Annotated in this window: 18 protein-coding genes; 5 read left to right on the top strand and 13 right to left on the bottom strand. The window is 67.3% G+C overall.

What is annotated here, in order from left to right; all coding sequences use genetic code 11:
• Window positions 1-211 precede the first annotated feature (211 nt).
• The 7 genes from R9B84_RS36295 to phnS are packed head-to-tail and all read right to left on the bottom strand — an operon-like array spanning window position 212 to window position 7,500.
• On the bottom strand, window positions 212-763 hold the full coding sequence (locus R9B84_RS36295) for a phosphonate degradation HD-domain oxygenase (RefSeq protein WP_423762148.1): 552 nt from the start codon (window positions 761-763) through the stop codon (window positions 212-214).
• A 4-nt stretch (window positions 764-767) separates the two neighbouring features.
• Window positions 768-2,222 carry a phosphonoacetaldehyde dehydrogenase gene (gene phnY, locus R9B84_RS36290; protein ID WP_423762147.1) on the bottom strand — a complete coding sequence of 485 codons (1,455 nt, stop codon included), beginning with the start codon at window positions 2,220-2,222 and terminating at the stop codon, window positions 768-770.
• Window positions 2,219-3,526 (bottom strand): phosphonoacetate hydrolase, encoded by a 1,308-nt coding sequence (phnA, locus tag R9B84_RS36285; protein ID WP_423762146.1) that lies wholly within the window; start codon window positions 3,524-3,526, stop codon window positions 2,219-2,221. Before phnA ends, phnY begins: the two co-directional genes overlap by 4 nt.
• The gene (gene phnV, locus R9B84_RS36280; protein WP_423762145.1) at window positions 3,523-4,383 is read right to left on the bottom strand and encodes a 2-aminoethylphosphonate ABC transport system, membrane component PhnV; all 861 of its coding nucleotides are present in this window, start codon (window positions 4,381-4,383) and stop codon (window positions 3,523-3,525) included. The genes phnA and phnV overlap by 4 nt, the downstream gene beginning before the upstream one ends.
• Window positions 4,373-5,293: a 2-aminoethylphosphonate ABC transporter permease subunit gene (phnU, locus tag R9B84_RS36275; RefSeq protein ID WP_423762144.1), complete on the bottom strand. Its 921-nt coding sequence runs from the start codon at window positions 5,291-5,293 to the stop codon at window positions 4,373-4,375. Before phnU ends, phnV begins: the two co-directional genes overlap by 11 nt.
• Window positions 5,271-6,374 (bottom strand): 2-aminoethylphosphonate ABC transport system ATP-binding subunit PhnT, encoded by a 1,104-nt coding sequence (phnT, locus tag R9B84_RS36270; RefSeq protein ID WP_423762143.1) that lies wholly within the window; start codon window positions 6,372-6,374, stop codon window positions 5,271-5,273. The genes phnU and phnT overlap by 23 nt, the downstream gene beginning before the upstream one ends.
• Before the next feature lie 34 nt (window positions 6,375-6,408).
• On the bottom strand, window positions 6,409-7,500 hold the full coding sequence (gene phnS / locus R9B84_RS36265; protein ID WP_047902375.1) for a 2-aminoethylphosphonate ABC transporter substrate-binding protein: 1,092 nt from the start codon (window positions 7,498-7,500) through the stop codon (window positions 6,409-6,411).
• 353 nt (window positions 7,501-7,853) lie between these two features.
• On the opposite strand from phnS, the gene R9B84_RS36260 reads away from it, so the two are divergent.
• Window positions 7,854-8,963 carry a 2-aminoethylphosphonate--pyruvate transaminase gene (locus R9B84_RS36260; RefSeq protein WP_423762142.1) on the top strand — a complete coding sequence of 370 codons (1,110 nt, stop codon included), beginning with the start codon at window positions 7,854-7,856 and terminating at the stop codon, window positions 8,961-8,963.
• 112 nt (window positions 8,964-9,075) lie between these two features.
• On the opposite strand, the gene R9B84_RS36255 is transcribed toward R9B84_RS36260, so the two are convergent.
• From R9B84_RS36255 to aroQ, 3 genes are read right to left on the bottom strand one after another with little or no spacing between them, the layout of a single operon-like run.
• Entirely contained in the window at window positions 9,076-10,425 is a 1,350-nt protein-coding gene (locus tag R9B84_RS36255; RefSeq protein ID WP_423762141.1) for an MFS transporter, read from the bottom strand.
• 32 nt (window positions 10,426-10,457) lie between these two features.
• Window positions 10,458-11,327, bottom strand: a complete 870-nt coding sequence (locus R9B84_RS36250; RefSeq protein WP_423762140.1) for a shikimate dehydrogenase — start codon at window positions 11,325-11,327, stop codon at window positions 10,458-10,460.
• Complete coding sequence (gene aroQ, locus R9B84_RS36245) at window positions 11,324-11,779, bottom strand: type II 3-dehydroquinate dehydratase (protein WP_174382662.1); 456 nt, start codon at window positions 11,777-11,779, stop codon at window positions 11,324-11,326. Before aroQ ends, R9B84_RS36250 begins: the two co-directional genes overlap by 4 nt.
• 257 nt (window positions 11,780-12,036) lie before the next feature.
• Between aroQ and R9B84_RS36240 the strand changes: the two genes are divergently transcribed.
• Both R9B84_RS36240 and R9B84_RS36235 read left to right on the top strand, forming a co-directional pair.
• Window positions 12,037-13,929, top strand: coding sequence for a bifunctional sugar phosphate isomerase/epimerase/4-hydroxyphenylpyruvate dioxygenase family protein (locus tag R9B84_RS36240; RefSeq protein ID WP_423762139.1), 1,893 nt, complete (start codon window positions 12,037-12,039; stop codon window positions 13,927-13,929).
• A 288-nt stretch (window positions 13,930-14,217) separates the two neighbouring features.
• Window positions 14,218-14,481: a hypothetical protein gene (locus R9B84_RS36235; protein ID WP_423762138.1), complete on the top strand. Its 264-nt coding sequence runs from the start codon at window positions 14,218-14,220 to the stop codon at window positions 14,479-14,481.
• A gap of 70 nt (window positions 14,482-14,551) precedes the next feature.
• On the opposite strand, the gene R9B84_RS36230 is transcribed toward R9B84_RS36235, so the two are convergent.
• Entirely contained in the window at window positions 14,552-15,346 is a 795-nt protein-coding gene (locus R9B84_RS36230) for an AraC family transcriptional regulator (protein WP_047902369.1), read from the bottom strand.
• 648 nt (window positions 15,347-15,994) lie between these two features.
• Here R9B84_RS36230 and R9B84_RS36225 point away from each other — a divergent pair.
• Entirely contained in the window at window positions 15,995-17,131 is a 1,137-nt protein-coding gene (locus R9B84_RS36225) for a branched-chain amino acid ABC transporter substrate-binding protein (protein ID WP_423762137.1), read from the top strand.
• 315 nt (window positions 17,132-17,446) lie between these two features.
• Complete coding sequence (locus tag R9B84_RS36220) at window positions 17,447-18,757, top strand: MFS transporter (protein ID WP_423762136.1); 1,311 nt, start codon at window positions 17,447-17,449, stop codon at window positions 18,755-18,757.
• Between the two features lie 93 nt (window positions 18,758-18,850).
• On the opposite strand, the gene R9B84_RS36215 is transcribed toward R9B84_RS36220, so the two are convergent.
• The gene (locus R9B84_RS36215; protein ID WP_423762135.1) at window positions 18,851-19,288 is read right to left on the bottom strand and encodes a DoxX family protein; all 438 of its coding nucleotides are present in this window, start codon (window positions 19,286-19,288) and stop codon (window positions 18,851-18,853) included.
• A 194-nt stretch (window positions 19,289-19,482) separates the two neighbouring features.
• A complete protein-coding gene (locus tag R9B84_RS36210; RefSeq protein WP_423762134.1) occupies window positions 19,483-19,938 on the bottom strand; it encodes an RbsD/FucU family protein in 456 nt (151 codons plus the stop codon).
• Window positions 19,939-20,054 lie beyond the last annotated feature (116 nt).

Raw genomic sequence — 20,054 nt, 5'->3', positions numbered from 1 at the left:
ACTGCGGGGTTCTTCTTCCTTCGCCAGCCGTGCGCGGCAACCTGCTGCACACCACCGACTTCGCTTCCCCTCTCCCGCGCCGCGTTTCCGTTAGCGCGAAAGAGGCGTGATTCTATGCAGCCCTCGACAATCGCGCAAGGGGTTTCGTGAAAAAAACATAAGGCCCCGCACGCTGCCGCGTGCGGGGCCTTATGTAGAAGCAACGGATCCGTCAGGCCACGCGTACCTGGCGCCCGACGATCTCCATATAGTGATCGAGATCCGGCGTCACCTTTCCTTCTTCCTTCGCCGTATCGTCCCAGCGGCGCAGACGCAGCGCGTCCTCCGCAAACGGGCGCTGCAGGAATGCCGCGGTTTCCTCTTCACTGAAGATGCCACCCTGCAGCACAAGGCTGCGCACCGAGTCCGGCGACAGGCTCTCGAAGTAGCCGGCGTCCGTGCGACACAGGCAGCGCTTCGCGTCGACGTGCAGCCGGATCGGCTCCAGCACCGCGTCGGAAAACAGCGGCCGCAGGAACGGCAGCACGTAATACTGATGCAGATCGTCGATCCCGCGCGCACTCGGCGTCTCGCCCTGGCGATTCAGCAGATGCCCGAGATCGTGCAGGAACGCCGCCGCAACCAGTGCTTCGTCAGCGCCCGCCTCTTCCGCCAGCAATCCGCTTTGCAACGCATGTTCGAGCTGCGTGACAGGTTCGCCGCTATAGGCCACATGGCCATGCTCGCGATACAGCCCGTGGATCTCTTCCACCGTCAATGCCATCCGTCTACTCCCAAGGCAGCGAAAACGTCTTCAGGTTCGTGAAGCTCTTCATCGCCTCCTGAACGCCTTCCTTGTAACCGAGCCCCGAATCCTTGATCCCGCCGAACGGCGATAGCTCGATCCGGTATCCGGGCACTTCCCATACATTCACGGTGCCGACGTTCAGCTCGTTCACGAACCGTACGACGGCCGCCGTGCTGTCCGTACAGACGCCCGACGACAGCCCGAACGCCGTCCCGTTGCTGATCCGGATCGCGTCGTCGATCGTGTCGAACGCGATGACGGGCGATACGGGACCGAACGTCTCCTCGCGCACGATCGTCATCGACGGATCGACGTTGTCGAGCACGGTCGGCGCATACAGCGCGCCGCGCCGCACGTTGCCGGTCAGCAGGCGCGCGCCCTGCGCGACCGCCTCGTCGACCCGCGCCTCGAACAGCCGCGCCGCCGCCTCGTCGATCACCGTGCCCATTTCGTTCGCAGGATCGAACGGATCGCCGTACTTCCACGCGCGCGTCTTCTCGACGAGCAACTCGGTGAACGCGGGCGCGATCGAGCGCTGCACCAGCATTCGCTTGACGGCCGTGCAACGCTGGCCCGAGTTCCGGTACGAACCAAGCACCGCCAGCGACGCCGCGCGTTCGAGATCGGCGTCTTCGAGGACGATCAGCGGATCGTTGCCGCCCAGCTCCAGCACGATGCGCCGGTACCCGGCCCGCGCGGCAATCGCCTTGCCGATCGCGACGCCGCCGGTAAACGTGATCAGCGATGCATGCGGATGCGTGACGAGTTCGTCCGCGATTTCGCGCGGATCGCCGGTCAGCACCTGCAGCATCGGCTCCGGCAACCCGGCCCCGACCAACAGGTCGGCCAGATAGAACGCCGACAGCGGCACCTTCTCCGACGGCTTCACGATCACGCGGTTGTTGGTCGCGATCGCCGGCGCGATCTTGTGCGCCACCTGGTTCATCGGATGATTGAACGGCGTGATCGCGACGATCACACCGTCGAGCGGCTGCCGCTGCGAGAACACGCGCCGCGCCTTGCCGTGGGGCGTCAGGTCGCACGAGAAACTTTGCGCGTCGTCGCGCAGCGCCTCGACCGCCGCGAACTTCAGCACGTCGGCAACGCGGCCGATCTCGTAGCGGGAATCCTGTTTCGACAGCCCCGATTCGAGCGTGATCAAATCGGACGCTTCCTCGGTGCGCTCGCGCAGCAACGCGGCCGCACGCTCGAGGATCTGCGAACGCTCGTAGCGCGTGAGCGTCGGCCGGTAGGCCATCGCGTAATCGAACGCGGCGCGCACGTCGTCGACGCTTGCGAGCGGCGCGGTACCGACCCGGGCGCCCGTATAAGGATCGTCGATATCGAAAGTGCGCTCGCGCGTCGCACGCGTGCCGCACCAGCGCAGCGCCTCGGCGCGAAACTCGGGATGGTCTTGCCGGGGATGAACCATCATGTCGCGATCCGGTTCAGCACGAAATCGAACACGTCGAAGTTGCGCGGGCGACGCTCAGGATCGTCCGGCTCGATACGGCGATTGAACAGCAGCGGCACTTCCTGCTCCGACACGCCGCCATGCGAACGCAGCGGCACCGTGAGGCCCGACAGATCGTGTTCGCGCTCGCGCGTACCGAGCGTCATGTCGCGGCGGCCGATCACGACGAGATCGCCGATCCGGTCGGCCGGCAGTTCGAAGCGTGCGGCGGCTTCCGCGTTGTCGAGCACGAGCTCGACGCCGTCGAGGCCGCCGACGCGCCACATCGCCTCGGCCCGGTCGACGTCCGGCGCGAGATAGACGGTTGCAAACGAGCCCAGCGCACCGTGGTGCACGACATACGGATCCGTAATCGGCAGGATCACGCGTGCTGCCTGCGCGCCGTACCAGCCGTCGAACGCGTCCTGCAGATAGATCACGTTCGGTCGCCCCGTCGCGGGATCGTGCTTCGCGTTCATCCCGTGGTCGGCCGTGAGCCCGATCGCCCAGCCGAGCGCGTCGAGCTGCGCGAGGTAGCCGTCCATCATCGCGTAGAACGCGTTCGCGCCGGCGCTGCCCGGCTCGCACTTGTGCTGCACATAGTCGGTGGTCGACAGGTACATCAGGTCGACCTGCCGCGTCTGCGCCAGCCGCACGCCGGCCGCGAACACGAATTCGGACAACGCCGCGCTATAGACATCCGGCGACGGCAGGCCAACCCAGTCGAGTACATCGACGATGCCGTTTTCCGCGAGATTCGCCTGCGCGGCCTTCTCCGCCGAAAAGCAGATGCCGTTCATCTGCCAGCCGAGCAGCCGGCGCAGCTTGTCCTTCGCCGTCACGACGGCCACCCGCGCACCGGCGTCGGACGCCGCCGCCAGCAGCGTGCCGGCCCGCAGATAGGCCGGGTCGTTCATCATCACTTCGGCGCCGCGCCCGCCGTCGGCGGTCGCGTCCCAGAAATAGTTGCCGCAGATCCCGTGGACCGACGGCGGCACGCCGCAGACGATCGACAGGTTGTTCGGGTTGGTGAAGGTCGGCACCACGCAATCGGCGCGCCACGCCGTGCCTTCCGCGATCATCCGTCCGATGAACGGCGCGACGCCCGCTTCCACCGCACGTTCGAGATAGTCGTACTCGCAGCCGTCGACGCAGACGACCACGGTCGGCTCGGCCGGCAGCCGGTAGCGCCGGCCGTTGACGTCGACGGATCGTCCCGCGAGATCCGGCGATGTGCCGGGCGCTGACGCGTCGCCGGGATGGCGCAATGCGAACGCGGCGTTCATGATGCCGCCCGCTTGCCGCGCGGCACGCGCGCGGCGATCAGCAGCAGCGCCGCGAGCGACGCGCCGAGCATCAGCAGCGACAGCGCCGATGCCGGAAGGTAATAACCACGCTCCACCTGGCCGATCACGACGATCGGCACGGTCGCGAAGCCGGGCGGATAAACCGTCAGCGTCGCACCAAGCTCGCCGAGCGACAACGCGAAGCCCAGCGCGAGGCTCGCGCGCAGCGCCGGCACGAGCTGCGGCAGCAGCACGCGGCGCAGCACCATCGCGGGCGGCGCACCGAGGCTCGCCGCGGCTTCGCGCAGCACGGTCAGCTCCGGACGCAGCGCGGCGGCCGCGCAGCGATAGCAGAACGGCAGGATCAGCGCGAGCTGCACGAGCACGACGATCGCCGCCGAGCTCGACAGGTCGACCGGCTTCTGGTGATACGCAATCAGCACCGCGAGCCCGAGCACGACGCTCGGCACGCCGTTCGGCACCATCACGAGCGCGTCGACGACCGCGCCGAGGCCGCGCCGGTCGCGCCCTTCGAGCGCAAGCGCGAGCCACAGCCCGAGGATCGTGCCGATCGCCGACACGCCGAAGCCGATTTCGAGGCTCGTCAGCAGCGCGTCGTATTCCGGCGACCCGAGCCGCTCGAACCAGCGCAGGCTGTAGCCGGCCGGCAAGATCGTGCCCGACCATTGCGTCGACACGCTCGACAGCGCGACGACGATGACGGGCAGCACGAACAGCCAGAAGCACGCGAATGCGGCCAGCGCGAGCGCGACGCGCGACGCATGCTTGAGCAGCGCGTCGCTCCAGCCGATCTGGTGGCGCGGCACGCCCTGCCCGATACGGAATTCAGCGGACATCGTTCCCTCCCGTCGCACGCCGGTTCACCCGGCGATAAACCGTATACAGCGCCAGCGACAGCGCGAGCATCACGACCGCGCCGGCCGACGCGGTCGGCAGGTCGAGATCGACGGTCGCGCTGCTGTAGATCGCGACCGGCAACGTCACGAGCCGTGCGCTGCCGAGCACGAGCAGAATCCCGAATTCGTTCAGCGTCAGCAGGAAACACAGCACGGTGCCGGCGGCGATGCCCGGCCACGCGATCGGCAGCACGACGCGGCGCGCGAGCATCCAGCCGGGCGCGCCGAGGCTGCGCGCGGCTTCGATCAGCCGCAGGTCGAGCGTCGCGAACGACGCGAGCGTCGGCCGCACGACGAACGGCGTATAGAACACGGTCTGCGCGAGAATCACGCCGCCGATGCCGAACAGGAAATCGAGCGGCGGATTCTCGAGATGGAACAGGTGCTGCAGCGCGATGCTGATCGACCCTTGCGAGCCGTACAGGAAGATCAGCGTGAACGCGACGAGGAACGACGGAAACGCGACGTACAGCTCCAGGAAGCGCGTGACGAGCGATGCGCCCGGAAACGGCTTGAAGAACAGCAGCGCGGCCAGCAGCACGCCGAGCACCGACGCAGTGCCCGCGCTCGCGAACAGCACGCCGAGCGTCGTCAGCAGCACGGTGCGCGTGTCGGGGTTGCTGAAGAAGGTCCGGTACGCGGCAAAACTCAGCCCGTGATCGCCCGACACGCTCAGCAGCACGAGCCGCACCAGCGGATAGACGACGAGCGGGCCCAGCACGACGACCGCGAGCGCGGCCAGGTGCAGGTCGCCCATGCGCTTGCGGCGCCGCGCGACGGCGGCGTGCGCGGCAGCCGACGCGAGCACGCGCGGCGGCAGGCCGGCTTCAGGGCTCGATAAGGACGACATCGTCTGCCTCGCAATGCAGGGAAACGCGCGCACCGCGCTCGGGGGCCGCGCCGCGGCCGCGTTGCATCGTCACGCGCACGGGTTCGTCGGGCGCCGCGTCGATCACGACCGCGATCGACAGGTCAGCGCCCTGCCATTCGACGGACGACACCGTGCCGTGCAGGCCGCCCGCCGCGGGCTGCATCACGGTCAGGCGCTCGGGGCGCACGCAGGCGACCTTGCCGCGCACGTCGTGGCGCGGATCGCCGAGCGGGAAGATCACATGCGGCGGCAGCAGGTTCGCCGGGCCGAGATAGCGTGCGACGTAGCCGTCCCGCGGCTCGTCGTACAGTTGCTGCGGCGTGCCGAGCTGCGCGATGTGGCCGTCGCGCAACAGCAGTGCGCGATCGGACAGCACGAGCGCGTCGTCGCGGTCGTGCGTCACGCAGACGACGGTCAGGTTCGGCAGGCGCTCGTGCAGCGCCTTCAGTTCGCTGCGCACCGACGCGCGCAGGTTGGCGTCGAGCGCCGACAGCGGCTCGTCGAGCAGCAGCACGTCCGGCTCGATCACGAGCGCGCGAGCCAGCGCGACGCGCTGCTGCATCCCGCCCGACAGTTGCGCGGGCAGGTGGTGGCCCGCATCGCCGAGCTGCACGAGCTTCAGCGCGTCGGCGACGCGTCGCGTCACTTCCGACGACGCCATCCCGCGCGCGCGCAGCCCGAATGCGACGTTCTCGAACACCGACAGGTGCGGGAACAGCGCGTAATTCTGGAACAGCAGACCGAGATTGCGCTTGTGCGGCGGCGCATAGGTCAGGTCACGCCCGGCCACGGTCAGCGTGCCGGTCAGGCCGTCGGCCTTCACGAACCCGGCGATGAAGCGCAGCAGCGTGGTCTTGCCGCAGCCGCTCTTGCCGAGCACGGTCAGAAATTCGCCGGCGCCGATCGACAGCGACAGATCTTCCAGCACCGTGCGTGCGCCGTAGCGCACACTCAGGTGCTCGATCTGCACGCCGCCCGGCGCGCCGGACCGCAGCGTCGCGTGCGGTTCGGCGGCGCCGAATGCGCCGGGATGGGTCAGGGTGGTTTCCACCGGGTTCATCCTCTTGCTCACTAATACAGGCAGCGTGCGCCGATCACTTCGGCTTGACGACGTCGAGCTGCTTGCCCGAGCTGCCGATCACGTCCTTCTTCCAGCGCTCGATCCACACCGGCTTCTTCGCCATCACCTGGCTCCAGTCGACCGGGATCAGCTTCACGCCCGCGATCGCCTTCTTGACCGCCTCGCCGTTCTTGCCGGCCAGCGGCACGTCCGTGCGGCCCGGGATGCCGTACATGTCCGGCACCTTCGACTGCACTTCCGTCGACATCAGGTAGTCGATCAGCTTCTTGCCGACGTCCTGGTTCGGGCCGCTCTTGATCAGGCCGATGCCGTACGGGAGCTGGAACGTGGTCGGCTGGTCGCCTTCCTTCGCTGCCAGGAAGATCGGCTTGACGGACAGCGCGCCGTGCTCGGCATCGTCGAGGTCCATCTGCAGGTCGCCGTTCGCGACGCTGATCTCGTTACGCGACAGCAGCACGTTCAGGTAGCCCGTGCCCTTCGTGTGGAACTTCACGCTCTGCGACAGCTTCGCAAGGTAGTCGAACGCCTTGTCCTCGCCCATCAGCGAGGTCGTCAGGATCAGCACGGCCATCCCGTCGCCGGCCGTGGCCGGGTTCGAGTACGCGACCTTGCCGGCATAGCTCGGCGACAGCAGGTCGGCGAACGTCTTCGGCTGGTTCTTCACGACGTCGGGATTGATCGCGAACGAGAAGTAGTTGTTCACGAACGTCGCCCACGTGCCGTCCTCGGCCTTTGCGATGGCCGGCACGTTCTTGTAGTTCACGCTCTGGTACGGCTGCAGCAGGCCCATCTGGCCGGCCTGCTGAATGAACGGCGGCAGCGTGACGATCACGTCGGCCTTCGGGGAATTCTTTTCGATGTTCGCGCGGTTGACGACCTCGCCGCTGCCCGCCGTCACGATGTTGACCTTGACGCCTTCCTTCTTCTCGAAGGCCGGCAGCACATCGCGATAGAGGTTCTCGAGTCCGTCCGCCGTGTACAGCACGACCGCGTTTGCCGCATGCGCCGGCATCGCGGCACCTTGCAGCAGACCGGCGGCGCAGGCGGCCAGCGCGAGCTTGCGGAACGCGCCGGCAGCGGCGCGCGAGGAATTCTGCAGTGTCATCTCACTTCTCCGTAGGCGGATCACCAAATGGCCGGGGGCATGTACGGCACTGTCGGCCAGAGTGGGCGCTTCGGCGCTTACTCCGGCTCCATGCTTCGCGGTCGGCCAGAGTTGGCGCGTCAGCGACTACTCTGGCCCCATGCAAGGCCTGTTATGCAAAGCAAGCCGATCACCGGCCTGCCTCGCTACCGCGCTGCGGGTGGTTTCGCGCGGCAACCGAAGGATCACAGCGTTCGATGACAAACCCATGACGAGTGCCACAATTTCCAAAAAATGACACATTTTGCCACTATCATGCAAGTCATTCAGAAATGCCGCCCGGCGTTTCGTTCGCCCTTTGCTGGAGAAAAACCATGCCAGATCCGATCCTGCTCACGCCCGGCCCGCTTACCACGTCCGCCACAACCCGCCACGCAATGCAACATGACTGGGGGTCGTGGGACACCGCGTTCAACCAACTGACAGCCAGCGTCTGCGCGGATCTCGTCACCATCGCGCGCGGCGGTAACGACTACGTGTGCGTGCCGATGCAGGGCAGCGGCACGTTCTCGGTCGAGGCCGCGCTCGGCACGCTGGTGCCGCGCGACGGCGTCGTGCTCGTGCCCGACAACGGCGCGTACTGCGCGCGCATCCTGAAGATCCTCGGCCGGCTCGGCATCGACGCGATCGCATTGCCGTTCGGCGAGGACGCGGCCGTCGACGCGGCAGCGGTCGAGGCCGCGTTCGCACGCGAGCCGCGCATCACGCACGTCGCACTCGTGCACCTGGAGACGAGCGCCGGCATCCTGAATCCGCTGGACGCAATCGCGGCCGTGTGCCGGCGCCACGGCAAGCGGCTGATCGTCGATGCGATGAGTTCGTTCGGCGCGCTGCCGATCGCGCTGGCGGACAGCGGCATCGATGCGCTGATCTCGGCGAGCGGCAAATGCCTCGAAGGCGTGCCGGGGATGGGTTTTGCGACCGTGCGGCGCGACGCGCTCGACGCGAGCGAAGGCAATTCGCCGTCGCTCGCGCTCGATCTCCACGATCAATATGCGTACCTGCGCAAGACCGGCCAGTGGCGCTTCACGCCGCCGACGCACGTGATCGCCGCGCTGCGCGCCGCGCTCGACCAGTACCTCGCCGAAGGCGGCCAGCCGGCGCGCGGCGCGCGCTATGAGGAGAACTGCCGGACGCTGGTCGAATCGATGCGCGCGCTCGGCTTCGTGCCGTTTCTCGACGCGAGCGTGCAGGCGCCCGTGATCGTCACGTTCCACGCGCCCGACCATCCGGCGTACGATTTCCGCCGCTTCTACGACGCGGTGCGCGACGCGGGCTTCATCCTGTATCCGGGCAAGCTCACGCAGCTCGAGACGTTCCGCGTCGGCTGCATCGGCGCGATCGATGCCGACGATATCCGGCGCGCGGTGGCTGCGATCGCGCAGGCGGTCGAATCGCTCGGCATCGCCGTGCAGCGCGCATAACGCAGCACGCGGGCCGGAACACACGCCGGCACGTCAGCCGGCGTGCAAACAAAAAAGCCCGGCGGCCAACCGGCTGCCGGGCGAACGCACGAGATGTGCGTGGAGTCTAGGCTTACAGCTCGATCCGCTTGATGTCGCCGACGACGAAGATGTACGACAGCGCACCGACCAGCGCGATCACGCCGATGAACACGAGCGCGCCGACGAACGAGCCGGTCGACGCGACGATGAAGCCGACGACCAGCGGCGTGACGATCCCCGCGAGGTTCGCCGCGAAGTTGAAGATGCCGCCCGTCACGCCGAGCAGGCCGTCCGGCGCGATGTCCGACACGAGCGTCCAGCCGAGCGCGGCCATCCCCTGCGCGAAGAATGCGACCGACATGATCGCGATCACGGCCTCGTTGCTCTGCACGTAGTTCGCGAGAATGATCGTCGAGGCGAGCAGCAGGCCCGCGATGATCGGCAGCTTGCGCGCGAGGTTCGCGGACTTGCCGCGGCGCAGCAGCCAGTCGGAGAAGATCCCGCCGAACATCACGCCGACCGATGCGGCGATGAACGGCATCACCGCGAAGAAGCCGATCTTCAGCCAGCCCATGTGGCGTTCGGTCGCGAGATAGGTCGGGAACCAGGTCAGGAAGAACACGAGCGTCGAGTTGCCGGCGAACTGGCCGAGGCAGATCCCCGCGAGCTGGCGCTTCTTCAGCAGTTGGCCGGCCATCGCCCAGCTGAACTTCTTCTGCTCGCTCTTGCCGCCGTTGGCGCCGTTGTCGCCCTTGCGCGGGCCGTGCACGAGGCCGCCGCCCGCCTCGATGTAGGCGAGTTCCTCCGAGTTCGCGCCCGGATGATCACGCGGCTCGTGATAGAACTTCCACCAGACCAGGCCGAACGCGATGCCGACCGCGCCGACGACCCAGAACAGCGAGCGCCAGCCGAACGCGCCCATCAGCGCAAACAGCACGGGGCTGAAGAACGCGAGGCCGATGTACTCGCCGACGGTATAGGTGCCCGTCGCCATCGCGCGTTCGTTCTGCGGGAACCACGTCGCGACGACGCGGCTGTTGGTCGGGAAGCACGGCGCCTCCGTCACGCCGAGGCCGAGCCGGCATGCGAGCAGCGTCGCGATGCCCGGCACGAAGCCCTGCAGGAGCGTGCAAAGCGACCACAGCGTCATCGACCAGTAATAGGTGATCTTGCTGCCGAAGCGGTCGAGGAACAGGCCGCCGGGCACCTGCATCGCGACGTACGTCCACGAAAACGCGGAGAACATGATGCCCATCACGGCCGCGTTGATGCCGAGCTCCTTGGTGAGCTGCGGCGCAGCCACCCCCAGCACGGTGCGGTCGAGGTAGTTGATCATCGTGCCGATCGCGAGCAGCGCGAGAATCTTGTAGCGCGCCGAGGTGCGCCGGACCGTGCCGGCCGCCTGCGCCGGCGCGGCACTCGTGTGGGTGGTGTGCTGCATGGTCGTCTCCTGGTCTCTCTTTCTTTAAGGGGTCAGCGCGCGACGAGCGACTGAAAGTGATCGAACATCCGCTCGGGGTCGGGCGTACGTCCGGTGAAGATCTCGAACGCATCGACCGCCTGGTAGACGGCCATCCCGCCGCCCGGCAGCGTGGCGCAGCCGGCCGCACGCGCGGCACGGATCAGTTCGGTTTCGAGCGGGAAATACACGATGTCGGCCACCCACATGCTCGCGTGGAGCAGTTCGGCCGGCAGCGGCAGGCCCGGGTGCTTGGCCATGCCGGTCGGCGTCGCGTGGATCAGGCCCGTCGCGGCGCGCATCGCGGCCGCGAGATCGTCGCCGGACGGAGCGCCGCCCGACGCAACACGCGCGGCCGGGAAGCGCTGCTGCAGCTCGGCCGCGAGCGCGGTGGCACGCGTGCCGTCGACATCGAAAATCGTCAGTTCGGCCGCGCCCATCTGCAGCGCAGCATGGGCCACAGCCGCACCCGCGCCGCCGGCGCCGAGCTGGACGACACGTTCGAGCGACGCGTCGGGCAACCCGCGGCGAAACGATTTCGCAAAGCCCGACCAGTCGGTGTTGTGGCCGATCCGCTTGCCGTCCTTGAACAGCACGGTGTTCACCGCGCCGAGCGCGCGGGCATCGTCCGACAGCGCGTCGAGGTGCTCGATCACGCGCTGCTTGCACGGGTGCGTGATGTTGAGCCCGTTGTAGCCCATCCGCTGTGCGGCATCGAGCAGTTGCGGCAGCGCGTCGACGGTGACGCCGAGCGCGTCGAGATCGATGCGCCGGTAGACGTAGCCGAAGCCCTGCTGGAATCCTTCTTCCTCATGCATCGCCGGCGACAGCGAACCGCCGATGCCCTGGCCGATCAGGCCGATCAGAAACGACGGGCGGCTCATCGCGCGGCTCCCTGCGCAAACAGCGTCGACAGACGCTGCAGCGCGAACACGTAGCCTTCGGTGCCGCAGCCGCAGATCACGGCTTCGGCAACCGCCGACACATAAGAATGGTGGCGGAACGCCTCGCGGCGATGCACGTTGGAGATATGCACTTCGATCACCGGCTTCGCGATCGCGGAAAGCGCGTCGGCCAATGCCACCGACGTGTGCGTATAGGCGGCCGGGTTGATCACGATGCCGTGCGTGTCGTGACGCGCGGCATGCAGCCAGTCGATCAGTTCGTGCTCCGCGTTCGACTGGCGGAAGTCGATTTCCAGCCCGAGCCCGTCGGCCGCCGCGCGGCAGCGCTGCTCGACGTCGGCGAGCGTTTCCGCGCCGTAGATATGGGGCTCGCGTGTCCCCAGCAGATTCAGGTTCGGGCCGTTCAGCACCAGCACCTTGTGCTTGCTCATGGTAATTCTGCTCCTAAAACGGGGGCAAATCGCTAGCCGACTTCGCCCCCAGACGTCAAGATTTGGCGCTAGTGTGCGCTTGCGCAAGCGCAATGTCTTTTCGGGTTTTCGCTAATTTGTACCACCTAGTTAGTTTGTATAATCCGAGTCACTTACCCAGTAAATTCGGGTTATGGCGCGCGCCCGGAACTCAACGACTGGTTCATTCAGGGCCGGTTCGACCGACGCCATGCCCCGCTCATCCGCAGGAATCGCCCATGCAGCGCTCGATCGCTACCGTGTCACTGTCCGGCACGCTCGCCGAGAAGCTCGCCGCCATCCAGGCCGCGGGCTTCGACGGCGTCGAAATCTTCGAAAACGACCTCGTCTACTTCGACGGATCGCCGGCCGACGTCCGGCGCATGGCCGCCGATCTCGGCCTCGACATCGTGCTGTTCCAGCCGTTTCGCGATTTCGAGGGCGTGAGCGCGGCACAGCTCGCGCGCAACCTCGATCGCATCAAGCGCAAGTTCGACGTGATGCACGCGCTCGGCACCGACCGCATCCTCGTCTGCAGCAACGTGTCGGCTGACACGATCGCGGACGACGGGCTGCTCGTCGACCAGCTCGGCGCGCTCGCCGAAGCCGCCCGGGAGGCCGGCGTGGTCGCCGCGTACGAAGCGCTTGCGTGGGGCCGCGTCGTGAACCGGTACGGCCATGCGTGGAAACTCGTGAATGCCGTGAACAGCCCGCATCTCGGCCTCGCGCTCGACAGCTTCCACACGCTGTCGCTCGACGATTCGCCGGATGCGATCGCCGAGATTCCCGGCGACCGGATCGCGTTCGTGCAGATCGCCGACGCGCCGAAACTCGCGATGGACGTGCTCGAATGGAGCCGCCACTACCGCTCGTTCCCGGGCCAGGGCGACTTCGACCTCGCGCGCTTCACCGCGCGCGTGATCGAGTCGGGCTACACGGGGCCGCTGTCGCTCGAGATCTTCAACGACGGATTCCGCGCGGCACCGACCGCGGTCACGGCCGCCGACGGCCATCGCTCGCTGCTCTATCTGGAAGAGCTGACGCGCACGCGGCTCGCGCAGGACGGCCGTGCGCCGGCCGCCGGCCAGCCGCTGTTCGCGCCGCCGGCGCCGCCCGCGCACGTCGGGTTCCAGTTCATCGAATTCGCGGTCGACGCGCAGGCGGCGGCAACCGTCGGCGAATGGCTCGGCAGGATGCGCTTCCGGCTCGCCGGCCGGCACCGCTCGAAGGACGTGACGCTGTTCCAGCACGGCGCCGCGTCGATCGTGCTGAACGCGGAGCGCGACTCGTTCGCCGATGTGTTCTTCCAGCAGCATGGGCTGTCGCTGTGCGCGTCGGCGTTCCGCGTCGACGATGCGAAAGTGGCGTTCGAGCGCGCAGCCGGCTTCGGCTACGCGCCGTTCTCCGGCAGCGTCGGGCCGAACGAGCGCGTGCTGCCGGGCGTGCAGGCGCCGGATGGCAGCCTCGAGTATTTCGTCGACGAAGCGCCGAACGCGCCGACGCTGTATGAATCGGACTTCGTGCTGACCGACATCGACGGCCCGAGCGAAGTCGGCCCGCTGACGGGCATCGACCATGTGTGCCTGGCCCTGCCGGCCGACGCGCTCGACACGTGGATCCTGTTCTTCAAGACGGCGTTCGGCTTCGAGGCCGAGCGCAGCTGGCTCGTGCCCGACCCGTACGGGCTGATGCGCAGCCGCGCGGTGCGCAGCGCCGACGGCTCGGTGCGGATCGCGCTGAACGCGTCGCTCGACCGTCACACGGCCGTCGCCGAATCGCTCGACCGCTACCACGGCACGGGGCTGAACCACGTCGCGTTCCGCACGGACGACATCGTGAAGACGATCGCCGCGTTCGCGGCCGACGGCGTGCCGTTCCTGCGCATTCCGCCGAACTACTACGACGATCTCGCCGCACGCTACGCGCTGCCGGACGAACTGATCGACACGCTGAGCGAGCACCACCTGCTGTACGACCGCGACGAGCACGGCGGCGAATTCCTGCACGCGTATACGGAACTGGTCGACAACCGCTTCTCGCTCGAAATCGTCGAACGGCGCGGCGGATACGACGGCTACGGCGCGACGAACGCGGCCGTGCGGCTCGCCGCGCAGGCACAGCGCAGGAAATAAGGAAAGGACGCGAACGCGTTTTTTGGGGGCGGAATCGGATCGCGGCCAGCGGTCGCGGCAAAGGGCCGCATCCATTGCGCACCATCGTGGTGAATCGCGCGGCCGCGCACCAGCCCACGCGGCTGCCCGCGACCGGGCCGGGCGCCGCGCGCCGTATGACGTTACATCCGGTAACCCGTACCGCAGCGCAGCATCCTGTCGCCGGCCACGGTTTTAAGAATCGCTTAAGTCTTCGACGGCACCATCCGCAACCAGTACCCGATGGTTATCTCGAAAAGGAGGAAAGCGATGAGCGCCGTAGAAGCACCCGCGGGCCGCCAGGCCGCGCCCCCTGCAAAGAAGACGATGCTGCGCCGCCTGCTCAGTCATCACGAAATCGCGACGCTGCTCGTGCTGCTGCATGCACCGATCGGCGCGAACGCCAAAGCCGAATTGCCTGCGCTGCAGGAAGCCGGTCTCGTCGAGATGGTCAAGCTCGACACTGATACGGCTCCGAGCTTCCGGCTGACCGAAGACGGCACGGCCGTCCTGAAAGGGCTCGGCTACCGCTGAGCCGCGGTTTTCACCGTATCCCCGCATCGCCCCGATCCCTGCGACGCGCCGGCCCTTCCGGCGTCTCGCGTCACCCCGCCCGCTCCTGCAGCATCAACCGGTATTCCGTCGGCGTCACGCCGACCGTCGCCTTGAACTGGCGCGTGAACGCGCTGTGATCCGTGTAGCCGCATAGCGCCGCGACGTCGGTCACCTTGTCGTGCGTGATGAGCAGCGCGGTAGCCGCATCGAGCCGCGTCTTCAGCAGCACCTGGCGCGGCGTCAGGTGGAACACCTTGTGGAAGTAGCGTTCGAGCTGCGCGACCGACATCCCGGCCATCTGCGCGAGATGCTTCAGGTTCAGCGGCTGCACGTAGTGATCCTGGATGTGCTGGACCACGTCGGCGAGCTTGCTGTAGGCCGGATGCGATCCCTCGTGCGCCTTCAGGTCGCGCGAGATGCCCGCGAGGCCGACCACCTTGCCCGCGGCGTCGCGCAGCGGCTCCTTGCAGGTCAGGCACCAGCCCGGCTGGCGGCCCGGATACAGGTGCAGCTCGAGCTGGTCCGTCAGTTGCTGGCCAGCGTTGATCGTCGCCATGTCCTGTTCGAAATAGCTGCGGCCGAAGCGGCGCGGGAACACTTCGTCGGTCGTCTTGCCGAGCAGGTCGCGCTTCTCCTTGTAGCCGCAGCGCATCGCCAGCGTGCGGTTGACGAGCGCGTAGCGGCCGTTCGCATCCTTCACGAAGAACGCGACGTCCGGAAGCGCATCGAACACCGGTTCGAGCAGGCGGAAGTGCGCGAGCATCGCGCCGAGATCGGCGTTGTCGGGCTGGTAGCGCAACGTGTCGGACAGGCTCATGGGCGGTACGGCAAGCAAGGTCGTCATCCCGGCAACCGCGAAGCGAGTGGCAGATGGCGTCGATTATAGGAGCGCCACTTCAATCGCGGCGTGACGATTGCAGCGGCGGGCAAGCTGGCGGCAGCCGTCGCATCGTGACGCCGATCGGCCGGCATCGGCAAGCGACAACCGTTGCGCGCGCAACGACTGCGCTGCGGGTACGGCGGCCGGCCGCGAATCCGCTTGCGCCGCCGCATGCAGTCCCGCATACGCCGATGCCGACGTGCCGCATCGGCGCGCCGCCAAGGCACGTCCGAATCCCCCATCCTAAAAATGCGCACGTGCAGCGTCTTGGCGCGATTGCGCATCCGGCGTGACGATTTCGGCATATATCAGGGTTATCGACGATATGCCGATATCGTCGCCGGCCGCGCACCGAACGCGCAAGACGCGCGCATTTTCGCTATCTAGACTTCGCTTCACGGTCACGAGACGTCATCGCGCCGCTGCAGCAATCGGCACGCACGGCACGTCGCATCAACCGCCGCGCACGCCGATTCCGGCACAAGCCGGGCAGCGCGCGGCGAGTAGGTACGGCCCCCGCATCGGCCTGCCGACCGAAACGTCTCGCCCGGTTTACCGGCGCCGGCACGCTAGCCGGCGGCGGCCCAACCATGCCATCAAGGGGAAGTGAAAGTGAAGCTGAAGGTATCGCACGTCGCGCTGGCCGCTGCCTGCGCACTGTCGGGCGCGCACGCCATCGCCGCCGACGTCGTCAAGATCGGTTTCGCCGCACCGCTGACCGGCCCGCAGTCGAACTACGGCACGGACATGCAGAAGGGCGTGCAGCTCGCGATCGCCGACTTCAACGCGACGCATCCGACGATCGGCGGCAAGCCCGTCACGTTCCAGCTCGACTCGCAGGACGACCAGGCCGACCCGCGCACCGGCACGACCGTCGCGCAGCGGCTGATCGACGACAACGTCCGCGGGATCATCGGTCACTTCAACTCGGGCACCAGCATTCCGGCGTCCGACCTGTACGATCGCGCGGGGCTGCCGCAGATCTCGATGGCAACGTCGCCGCAATACACGGCGCGCGGCTACAAGACGACCTATCGGCTGCTGACGAGCGACGCGCAAGCGGGCCGCATCGTCGGCACGTACGCGGTGAAGACGCTGCGCTTCAAGCGCATCGCGATCATCGACGACCGCACGGCGTACGGCCAGGGCATCGCCGACGAATTCGCGAAGGCCGTGGAGGCGGCGGGCGGCACGATCGTCAAGCGCGACTTCACGAACGACAAGGCGCTCGATTTCTCGGCGATCCTGACCAACCTGAAGGGCGTCAATCCGGACGCGGTCTTCTACGGCGGCGGCGACGCACAATCGTCGCCGATGATCCGCAAGATGCGCCAGCTCGGGATGAAGTCGGCGTTCGTGACGGGCGAGATGTCGCGCTCGCCGACGTTCCTGAAGGTCGGCGGCGACGCGGCCGAAGGCGCGATCGTCTACATGGGCGGGCTGCCGAAGGAAAAGATGCCGGGCTTCGCCGGCTACGCGGCACGCTACAAGGCGCGCTTCAACGAAGACGTGATCACGTACTCGCCGTACTCGTATGACGGCACGATCGCGCTGCTCACCGCGATGAAGGACGCGAACTCGACCGACCCGAAGGTCTATACGCCGTATCTCGGCAAGTTGTCGGTCAAGGGCGTGTCGGCCCCCAGCATCGCGTACGACACGAAGGGCGACCTGAAGGATGCGCCGGTCACGATCTACAGGGTCGAGCACGGCGCGTTCAAGCCGGTCGATACGATTGCCGGCAACTGATCCGAGAGACCTGCCCCGCGCGGCGCGCAAGCGGCTCACCGGCCGCCCGCGCCGCGCGCGCTTCGGCTGCACGGTCCGAAGCGTTCCTCGGCGCGCACCCGCGCGCGCGCATTTCGCGCTCCTGTAGAATCCCCCCACCCGCTTTGACGCTTCGTCTGCGCCGCGCCCCATCCCGGTGCGGCGGTGCGTGTTTCGTGCCCTATCCGGCACCCGGCACGCTTCGACGACGCAAGCCGCGCCTTGTCAGTCCATGCCGATAGCGGGCCCTGGAGACGCAGCACCGACAACAACATTCGAAAACCGATCGTCCTGACCATGCAAGCTTCCGAATTGAGCGGCGTGCCTCGCGCCGCCGAACGCGCGCTCACGCGCGGCGACTATAAAACCCTTGGCCTTGCCGCACTCGGCGGCGCCCTCGAGTTCTACGACTTCATCATCTTCGTGTTCTTCGCACCGGCGATAGGACAGCTGTTCTTCCCGCACGACATTCCCGACTGGCTGCGCCAGTTGCAGACGTTCGGCATCTTCGCGGCCGGCTATCTCGCGCGCCCGCTCGGCGGCGTGATCATGGCGCACTTCGGCGACCTGTTCGGCCGCAAGCGGATGTTCACGCTGAGCGTGCTGATGATGTCCGTGCCGACGCTGCTGATGGGCCTGCTGCCGACCTACGACTCGATCGGTATCCTCGCGCCGGTATTGCTGCTGCTGTTCCGCGTGCTGCAGGGCGCGGCGGTCGGCGGCGAAGTGCCGGGCGCGTGGGTGTTCGTGTCCGAGCATGTGCCGTCACGCCATATCGGCTATGCGTGCGGCACGCTGACCGCAGGCCTCACGGCCGGCATCCTGCTCGGCTCGCTCGTCGCCGCCGGCATCAACAGCCGTTACTCGACCGCCGAAGTCGGCGCGTTCGCCTGGCGCATCCCGTTCCTGCTCGGCGGCGTGTTCGGGCTGTTCTCCGTGTACCTGCGCCGCTGGCTGCATGAAACGCCGGTGTTCGCCGAGATGAAGGCGAAGAAGGCGCTCGCGGCCGAGGTTCCGCTGAAGGCCGTGCTGCGCGACCACGGCCGCGCGGTGATCGTGTCGATGCTGCTCACGTGGATGCTGTCTGCGGCGATCGTCGTCGTGATCCTGATGACGCCCGCGCTGCTGCAGAAGCAGTTCCACCTGACGCCCGCGACGACGCTGTTCGCGAACAGCGTCGCGACGCTGTGCCTGACGGCCGGCTGCATCACCGCGGGTTCGCTCGCGGGCTGGATCGGCGCGAAGCGCGTGCTCGGCATCGGCGGCCTCGGGCTGGCCGCGTGCTACTACCTGCTGTTCGTGCAGGTCGCGGCCGACGCGTCGACGCTGCCGCTCTACTACGGGATCGCGGGTTTCATGGTCGGCACGATCGGCGCGGTGCCGTTCGTGATGGTCAAGAGCTTCCCGGCCGTCGTGCGCTTCTCGGGCATCTCGTTCTCGTACAACGTCGCCTATGCGATCTTCGGCGGCCTCACGCCGGTGATCGTGTCGCTGATGATGAAGTCGAATCCGCTCGCGCCGGTCGTGTACGTCGCGGCGATCTGCGTGCTCGGCGCGATCGCCGTGCAGTTCTCGAAGGATGCGAAGGACGTGAAGGGCACGCACTGAACGCTGGCGCACGCGCCCGTTCCATGAAAAAAGGGCCGAATCCCGCGGGATTCGGCCCTTTTGTTTTGCTTCAGCGCAACGACGCGCGTGCGATCAGCGCAGGCCGCCGTACGACGAACTCGGACGACGCAGGCCGTCGATGCTCGCGCCGCCGGCGCCGGTAACGAACAGCAGCAGGAAACCGCCGGCGATCGAGATGTTCTTCCAGAAGTGGATCACCATCTCGTGCTGGACCGCGGCGTCCGTCGCGTCCCAGAAATTGTGCCCGACCATCGCGGTCGCGACCGTATAGAACGCCATCAGCAGCGCAAGCGGCTTCACCTTGTAGCCGACGATCAGCAGCAGGCCGCCAAGCCCCTCGATCGCGACGACGATCGGCCCGACGACCTGCGGATACGGCACGTTCAGCCCATGCAGGTAACCGACGAAATCGCCATAGCCGAGCAGCTTCATCACGCCGCCCCACAGGAACAACGCCGCCAGCGCCAGGCGCGCGAAAAAAATGACGCCGGAATCGACGGAACGCGTCATGCCTTTCTCCTCGTATGCAATTCGGCCGGCCGCACGGAGCATGCCCGTGAAGCTCGGGGCCGCGCGGCCCTGCGAGGCCCGCGGCAAATGGGCCAGCATAGAGGGTCTTTCGGCCGTGTCCAAGAAAAAGGTTGTAGCAAATCTTTACACGGCGGCCGCCGCGCGGCCCGCCGGCTGCGGCGCAAAAAAGGCGTTTAGCCCGCGTCGCTCAACAGCACGCCTTTCTTGAAGATGAAGCAGCCATAGCCGCGCAGCTCGCCGGTGACGATCACCGCGTACGTCTGCTGCGCGCGCTCGTAGAACGCGAAACGCTCGATGCCCGTGAGCGGCACCGCACGCCCTTCCGCGCGGTCGATCTCGGCCTGCACCTCGCGCTGCACCGGCGGCACCGTGGCCGCGTCGCCGACGACTTCCATCCGCCACGCCGGCGTGTCGACGTAGGTGTCGAGCGGCAGCACGGACAGCACCGCACGCGCGACGCGCGCCGAATCGGCCCCGTCGATCCGCAGCGCGCGGCCGACCACCGTGTGCTCCGCGACGGATTCCGCCGGGAAATTCGCGTCGCAGATCGCGACTTCGTCACCGTGGCCCATCGCGCGCAGCGCGTGCAGGATATCGGCGTGCAGCAGCGGATCGAGATTCTTCAGCATGTGGGATTGTCTCCAGGATCAGGAATGAACCGCATAACGTTACCCGATCCCGGTGGCCGCTGCGCATGCGTCGCTCGCTTTACGACGCCGCGGCCGGCATTTCGTCGATGAAACCC

Source organism: Burkholderia sp. NLJ2 (assembly GCF_049487195.1).
Lineage (GTDB): Bacteria > Pseudomonadota > Gammaproteobacteria > Burkholderiales > Burkholderiaceae > Burkholderia > Burkholderia pyrrocinia.
The sequence above is the reverse complement of the archived record's forward strand: the minus strand, read 5'-3'. Positions and strand labels throughout refer to the sequence as shown.